The organism is Streptomyces sporangiiformans (genome assembly GCF_005768555.2).
Classification (GTDB): domain Bacteria; phylum Actinomycetota; class Actinomycetes; order Streptomycetales; family Streptomycetaceae; genus Streptomyces; species Streptomyces sporangiiformans.
The window spans coordinates 20840-28196 of sequence record NZ_VCHX02000132.1; the positions used below are offsets into that span (position 1 = coordinate 20840).

Sequence of the window (7357 nt, forward strand, 5' to 3'; positions counted from 1 at the left end):
CCACGGATATCGACAGCCTATGTCGTTGGACGACACCGGTCACCGGCCGTCCGGTTCCGTACCGGCCACCGGGCCTCCGGTTCCGTGACCAGCCGTCACCCTGCCGTGACGGTGAGACGAAGACCGCGCGTGTCGCACCGCCTCAGCTTCCACACCGGCCCCGGAGTTTGGCACTCTGTCCCCGCCCGGGGGCAGGACATCAGCGGCTACCGTCGCGGGGAAAGGGGAGGGAGCACGACCATGAACGCCACACAGACAGGAACGTCCGGTGACCCCCGAGTGGGCTGGAGCAGCACCGAAAGACGCCAGGCACCCGTCCTCCTCCACCGCCGCGACGGCATACTCCCCACCGTCGCCGCCGCCCTCTCCGTACGTGGTGCCACCCTCACCGGAACGGCCGGGCGCGGCGACCAGGCGCCCGCCCTCCATCCCCTCGTACGGGACTTCCTCGACACCCTCACCAGCGGCCAACGCGACCGGTTCACCGGCCGGTGTGCCGAAGCGATCCTCATCTCCCGGCACATCAGCGCGGCCGACGCCGCCCGCACCAAGCGGGCCGCACGCAAACCGATGACCAACGGCGAAGCCCGCAAGTCCCTCAAGAACGCGAAACTCACCGCCCGCCGCATCCGCGAGGACGGCGACCCGCTGCACGGCAGCTTCGCCGCACCATGCCGCTCCTGCACCGCGCTCAGCGCCCACTTCGGCGTACGCATCGTCGACCCGACGACAGCGCAGACGTGAGTCTTCCCACACCCGCGTACCAACAGAGGACACACCGCACCCACGCCGCTCAGACGAACGAAGGGCCGATGCACACCGACCGCGCCTCCTCCACCACTTCCACGAGCCGCTTCCCCGCGCCCGTGGACACGGCACTGCGCACCGCCGGATGGCAGCCGGGCCGCTGGGACATAAAGCAGGCCGAGATCTGGGCCGACGCCCTCCGCAGCCACGAATCCCCCGCCGGCCACCGGCACGCCGTGTTCCCCGCAGCGGTCGAAGCCTGGGCGGAGTTCGGCGGCCTGCACATCCAACCGCCCGGCCCCGGCCGCCAGATCGCGCCCTCCCCCCTCCACCTCGACCCGCTGCACGGCCTCCACATGGCCCGCACCCTGGCCGACCTCGGCCGCGCCCTCGACACCGAGGTCTGCCCCCTCGGCGAAGAGTCCGAAAGCCGCGCCCTGCTCGCCATCGACGCCGAAGGCCGCGTCTACACCCTCGACCACACAGGCGACTGGTACCTCGGACCCGACATCGACCAGGCGCTGACGGGCCTCATCTCGGGCACGGAGCCGGAACGCCTGACGACAGGCTGATCAGCCCTCAGCTCCAAGTCCTCAGCCCTCAGCTCTAAGTCCTCAGTCCTCAGCGCTCAGCCATCAGCCGGGATCACGGCCGACACCCGGAACCCACCCGCGTCCGTGGGCCCCGAAACGAACACACCCCCCAGAGCGGAAACCCGCTCCTTCATCCCGACCAGACCGTTCCCGCCACTCGGCAGACGCGCGTCCGACGCCGCCTCCGGCTCCGGCGGCGGCTCGTTCTCCACCTGCATCGCGATCTCCGACGAACGATGCGCCAGCCGCACATGCGTCTTCGCACCCGCCGCATGCTTGTGGACGTTCGTCAACGCCTCCTGCACGACGCGATACGTGGTCTGCTCGACCTCCGGGGCGTACACGCGGGCATCACCGTCGACCGAGAGATCCACCGCCATCCCGGCGGCGGCGGACTGCCCAAGGAGCTCGTCCAGATCCGCGAGGCAAGGCCCCTCGCCCCCCTCGTCGCCCACAGCCCGGGACGCCGCGGCGGCCGCGGCCGCCCCCACCGCCGCCAACGGAACCGACTGCATCGACTGCATCGACTGCACCCGGGGCGCCGATCCCTCCCCCGTACGCAGCACCCCCAGCATCTCCCGCAGCTCCGTCAACGCCTGCCGGCCCATGTCCCCCACAAGCGCCGCGTTCCTGGCAGCCTTCTCCGGATCCTTCCGCGCCACCGCCTGCAGCGCCGCCGCATGCACCACCATCAGGCTCACCCGGTGCGCGACCACGTCATGCATCTCACGCGCGATCCGCGTCCGCTCCTCGTTCCGCGCCCACTCCGCACGCTCCTCCGCCCGCTCGGCCAGCAGCTGCAACTCCCGCTCCAGCGAATCGGCCCGCTCACGCAAGCTCTCCATCAGACGGCGCCGCGCACCCACGTACAACCCGAGCAAAACCGGCGGCGCCGTCATGCCCAGCGAAGTCGTGAGCGACAGGAACGGCACCGCCCACTCACCGAAGGCCACATCACCGCGCACCACGCCCTGATGCGCCCGCACATACGTGACGATCAGCACCCCGAGCATCGACATCGCCGCCAGCGCCCCGGTGATCCGCCGGGGCAACTCCGACGCGGCCAGCGTGTAGAGCCCGACGAGCCCCATCAGGTAGCCCATCTCGGCAGGCGTGATCGCGATCGAGACGAGCACGACCGTGATCGGCCACTTCCGGCGCAACAGCAGGACGGCCCCCGCGAACAGCCCGAAAACCACCCCCGCCGGAACCGGCAGCCCCGCGTCCCGCGCGAACGGAACCCCCTCGATCGCACACTCGACGGCGGACACCAACGCGAGCCCTCCATCGAGCACCGCGCTACGCCACCTCGCCCACCACCACGGCCCCTCCAGGGCCACGGTGTGGTCTTCCCCCGTCGTGGTCATGCCTCCAGCCTACGGGCGCACGCCACCCCTTTTCCGGCAAGTTCCGGGCACTGGGCTACACCACAGCCCGCAATCGAACAGAAGCGAAACGATCCGATATCCCTCGAACTGCTGAATCGCTCACCGTTCGCCCCCGGAAGCCCCCATTCCGCCAGACGGTATGCCCATGGCACACGCACACAGCAAGTACGCCGACTTCGAGGGGCTGCGCGAGCAGGCGGTGACCCTGCGGCGAGCAGGCTTCAGCCGCCGCCAGATCCGCGACCGGCTGCACGTCGACAACGACGACATCCTCAACCGCCTCCTGGAGGGCGAGGCTCCCCCGGAGTGGACCAAGCGCCCGAACGCGAAGGACGACCTGAGAGCGAGGGCGAGAGAGCTACGGCTCCAGGGCTGGACGTACGACCAGATCCAGGTGGAACTGGGGTGCTCGAAGAGCTCGATCTCGTTGTGGGTACGGGATCTACCGAAGCCGGAGCGACGGGATCCGACGGAGCAGGCGAAACTCGCGGCGCGGAAGCGGTGGGAGCACGAGCTCGCGCTGCGCGACGAGGAACGACAGCGCACCAAGACGGCCGCACTCGCGGAGATCGGCGACCTGTCCGAGCGTGAGCTGTTCCTCCTGGGCGTCGGCCTCTACTGGGCGGAGGGCGGCAAGGACAAGCCGTACAACCGCCGGGAGTACGTCAACTTCGTCAACAGCGACCCGGGAATGATCAGCGTTTTCCTAGCCTGGCTGGACCTTCTCAAGATCGAGCGAGAGCGAAGGCGCTTCCGTGTGATGATCCACGAGTCCGCCGACGTGACTGCCGCCGAGCAGTACTGGGCCGATCTCCTCGATGTCGACAGGTGCTCGCTCAGCAAAACCACGCTGAAGAAGCACAACCCGAAAACGGTGCGCAAGAACGTCGGCGACACGTACAGAGGCTGTCTCGTGATCAGCGTCCTACAGAGTGCCGATCTGTACCGTCGCATCGAGGGCGCCTGGTACGGCATAGTAGGGGCTGTCCTTCCGGCCGGTTCATCGAACCGGACATAGGGGCTATCCCGGGTCGTCTAAGGGCAAGACGGCGTCTTTTGGTGTCGCATATGGGGGTTCGAGTCCTCCCCCGGGAGCCCAGGGCAAGCGGGGCCTGACTGCCAAGTCAGGCCCCGCTCACATTTCCCCCGCACTACGCCCCGGTATCCTGCCCATGTCCACACCCCAAAGACATCGCAGTCATCCGAAGCCGAAGGGCAAAACCCGTGAGCGCCAACCGCCCGGCAGCCGTCGTCGTACTCGCAGCGGGTGAGGGCACCCGTATGAAGTCGGCCACACCGAAGGTCCTGCACGACATCTGTGGCCGTTCCCTTGTGGGCCATGTGCTCGCCGCCGCGCGTGAGTTGGACCCCGAGCAACTGGTCGTCGTCGTGGGGCACGCCCGCGAGAAGGTCACCGCGCACCTCGCCGAGATCGACCCGGGCGTACGGACGGCGGTGCAGGCCGAGCAGAACGGCACCGGGCACGCGGTGCGGATGGGGCTGGAGCAGCTCGGCGGCACCGTCGACGGCACCGTGGTCGTGGTCTGCGGGGACACGCCCCTGCTCAGTGGCGAAACGCTCCGCCATCTCGCCGCCACGCACAGCGCGGACGGCAATGCCGTGACCGTGCTGACCGCCGAGGTGCCGGACGCGACCGGCTACGGCCGCATCGTCCGCGACGGAGTCTCCGGCGCGGTGACGGCGATCGTCGAGCACAAGGACGCCACCGAGTCGCAGCGCGCCATCCGGGAGATCAACTCGGGTGTCTTCGCCTTCGACGGGCAGCTCTTGGCCGATGCGCTCGGCAAGGTGCGGACGGACAACAGTCAGGGTGAGGAGTACCTGACGGATGTGCTCGGGATTCTTCGGGGGGCCGGTCACCGCGTGGGCGCGTCCGTGGCCGGCGACCATCGGGAGATCGCCGGGATCAACAACCGCGTGCAGCTGTCGGAGGCGCGCCGCATCCTCAATGACCGCCTCCTCGAGCGGGCGATGCTCGCCGGGGTGACGGTCGTCGACCCGGCCACCACCTGGATCGATGTGACGGTCACCTTCGAGCAGGACGCGATCGTGCATCCGGGTACGCAGCTTCATGGCGCCACGCATCTGGGCGAGGGTGCCGAGGTCGGCCCGAACTCGCGTCTCTCGGACACCCGGGTGGGCCCGGGGGCCCGGGTCGACAACACGGTCGCCAATGGCGCCGAGGTGGGGCCGCAGGCGTCGGTCGGGCCGTACGCGTATCTGCGTCCGGGTACGCGGCTTGGGCTGAAGGCCAAGCTGGGTACGTACGTGGAGACGAAGAACGCGTCGATCGGTGAGGGCACGAAGGTGCCGCATCTGTCGTATGTGGGGGATGCGACGATCGGCGAGTACACGAACATCGGTGCCGCGAGCGTGTTCGTGAACTACGACGGTGAGGCGAAGCACCACACGACGGTGGGTTCACATTGCAAGACGGGTTCGGACAACATGTTTGTGGCACCCGTCACGGTCGGGGACGGCGCGTACACGGCGGCGGGCTCGGTCATCACGAAGGATGTGCCGCCCGGTTCGCTGGCCGTGGCCCGTGGTCAGCAGCGGAATATCGAGGGCTGGGTGGCGCGGAAGCGTCCGGGGAGCGCTGCGGCGAAGGCGGCGGAGGCGGCTTCTCGCGAGGCGGAGGGCGAAAGCTGACCGGAAACAGGTGCGCCTGACTCGGCGTACCGTGATAACCGCACATCCACTCACCTCTACCAGGCCATGCAGCTCACCGTGATCGACGACGGTTGCGATCACTTGGCTGCGCCCAGCTGAGACACCTCTGAGGAGACAGTCTGTGACCGGGATCAAGACGACCGGCGAGAAGAAGTTGATGTTCTTCTCCGGCCGCGCCCACCCCGAGCTTGCCGAGGCGGTGGCCGACGTGCTGGGCATCGGGGTTGTCCCGACAAGGGCCTTCGACTTCGCGAACGGTGAGATCTATGTCCGTTACGAGGAGTCGGCACGCGGTGCCGACTGCTTTCTGATCCAGAGCCACACGGCTCCGATCAACAAGTGGATCATGGAGCAGTTGATCATGATCGATGCTCTGAAGCGGGCTTCCGCTCGGAGCATCACGGTGATTGTGCCGTTCTATGGTTACGCCCGTCAGGACAAGAAGCACCGTGGACGTGAACCGATTTCGGCGCGTCTGATCGCGGACATGATGATGACGGCGGGTGCCGACCGGCTTCTGACGGTGGACCTGCACACGGATCAGATCCAGGGGTTCTTCGACGGCCCGGTCGATCATCTCTTCGCGTTGCCGCTGCTGGCGGACTACGTGGGGCAGAAGGTGGACCGCACCAAGCTGACCGTGGTGTCGCCGGACGCGGGCCGGGTGCGGGTCGCGGACCGTTGGTGTGACCGTCTGGGTGCGCCGCTGGCGATCGTGCACAAGCGCCGGGACAAGGACGTGGCGAATCAGGTCACGGTGCACGAGGTGGTCGGTGATGTGGAGGGCCGGGTCTGTGTCCTCGTCGATGACATGATCGACACGGGTGGCACGATCTGCGCGGCGGCGGAGGCGCTGTTCGCGCATGGTGCGGAGGATGTCATTGTGACGGCGACGCATGGTGTGCTGTCGGGTCCGGCGGCCGACCGGCTGAAGAACTCGAAGGTGAGCGAGTTCGTGTTCACGGACACGCTGCCGACGCCGGGTGAGCTGGCGCTGGACAAGATCACGGTGCTGTCGATCGCGCCGACGATCGCGAGTGCGGTGCGTGAGGTGTTCGAGGACGGTTCGGTGACGAGCCTGTTCGACGAGTAGTTCGACGAGCAGGAGGCCCACGTCAGCGGGCCCTGAAGATCGATTTCTGGTACGGCCTTCTCGCCGCGTAAGCTGTCACAGTTGCTCGGCGAGGGAGGCCGTACCTTTTTGGTGCGGCGGTCCGTTATCGACGCGCTCTTCGTAGCAGGCCGATGTATGGCCGGGTGACCACCTTCCCCTATCTACGAGGAGTGATGAGCATGGCCGAGGTAAAGCTCGCCGCCGAGATCCGTACGGAGTTCGGCAAGGGTGCCGCGCGTCGTATTCGCCGTGAGAGCAAGGTTCCGGGCGTTCTGTACGGTCACGGTGACGCCCCGACCCACGTCACCCTGCCGGGTCACGATCTGCTGCTGGCGCTGCGTACCCCGAACGTTCTGCTGGCCCTGGAACTCGACGGCAAGAAGAAGCTGGCGATCCCGAAGGCTGTCCAGCGTGACGCCATCAAGGGTTTCCTGGAGCACGTCGACCTGCTGCTCGTCAGGAGCGGTGAGAAGGTCAACGTCGAGATCTACGTGCACACCGAGGGCGAGCTGGCTCCGGGCGGCAACCTGCTGGAGCACGTGCTGAACGCGCTGCCGGTCGAGGCCGAGGCCACGCACATCCCTGAGTCGGTCACCGTCTCCATCGAGGGCCTGGAGGCCGGCGCCTCCATCCTCGCCAAGGACATCCCGCTCCCGGACGGCACGACGCTGGACATCGACGAGGACGCCGTCGTTCTGCAGGTTCTGGCCGCGCAGGCGGAGGAGACCGCGGGCGAGGCCGAGGAAGAGGCTGCCGAGGGCGCCGAGGCCTGATCCTCGCTGTCATCGTTTCGCCGGCCGCCGCTCCTGAGGAGCGGCGGC

General features: G+C 67.9%; 7 protein-coding genes and 1 tRNA gene. 7 read left to right on the forward strand and 1 reads right to left on the reverse strand.

Going from position 1 to position 7357, the window contains the following annotated elements:
- Nucleotides 1-240: 240 nt before the first annotated feature.
- Nucleotides 241-744 (forward strand): YwqJ-related putative deaminase, encoded by a 504-nt coding sequence (locus FGD71_RS19410; protein WP_119101732.1) that lies wholly within the window; start codon nt 241-243, stop codon nt 742-744.
- A 68-nt stretch (nt 745-812) separates the two neighbouring features.
- Nucleotides 813-1319 carry an SUKH-3 domain-containing protein gene (locus tag FGD71_RS19415; RefSeq protein WP_119101733.1) on the forward strand — a complete coding sequence of 169 codons (507 nt, stop codon included), beginning with the start codon at nt 813-815 and terminating at the stop codon, nt 1317-1319.
- Nucleotides 1320-1375: 56 nt separating this feature from the next.
- Here FGD71_RS19415 and FGD71_RS19420 read toward each other — a convergent pair whose 3' ends face one another.
- Nucleotides 1376-2707: a sensor histidine kinase gene (locus tag FGD71_RS19420; protein ID WP_119101734.1), complete on the reverse strand. Its 1332-nt coding sequence runs from the start codon at nt 2705-2707 to the stop codon at nt 1376-1378.
- 166 nt (nt 2708-2873) lie between these two features.
- Between FGD71_RS19420 and FGD71_RS19425 the strand changes: the two genes are divergently transcribed.
- The 5 genes from FGD71_RS19425 to FGD71_RS19440 all read left to right on the forward strand — a co-directional run bounded on the left by FGD71_RS19425 (nt 2874) and on the right by FGD71_RS19440 (nt 7309).
- Nucleotides 2874-3746 carry a helix-turn-helix domain-containing protein gene (locus tag FGD71_RS19425; RefSeq protein ID WP_119101735.1) on the forward strand — a complete coding sequence of 291 codons (873 nt, stop codon included), beginning with the start codon at nt 2874-2876 and terminating at the stop codon, nt 3744-3746.
- 6 nt (nt 3747-3752) lie between these two features.
- Nucleotides 3753-3823 (forward strand) — tRNA-Gln (locus tag FGD71_RS47440).
- Between the two features lie 129 nt (nt 3824-3952).
- Complete coding sequence (gene glmU, locus FGD71_RS19430) at nt 3953-5401, forward strand: bifunctional UDP-N-acetylglucosamine diphosphorylase/glucosamine-1-phosphate N-acetyltransferase GlmU (protein ID WP_119101736.1); 1449 nt, start codon at nt 3953-3955, stop codon at nt 5399-5401.
- A gap of 142 nt (nt 5402-5543) precedes the next feature.
- The gene (locus tag FGD71_RS19435) at nt 5544-6515 is read left to right on the forward strand and encodes a ribose-phosphate diphosphokinase (protein ID WP_119101737.1); all 972 of its coding nucleotides are present in this window, start codon (nt 5544-5546) and stop codon (nt 6513-6515) included.
- A gap of 200 nt (nt 6516-6715) precedes the next feature.
- Entirely contained in the window at nt 6716-7309 is a 594-nt protein-coding gene (locus FGD71_RS19440) for a 50S ribosomal protein L25/general stress protein Ctc (protein WP_119101738.1), read from the forward strand.
- Nucleotides 7310-7357: the final 48 nt, after the last annotated feature.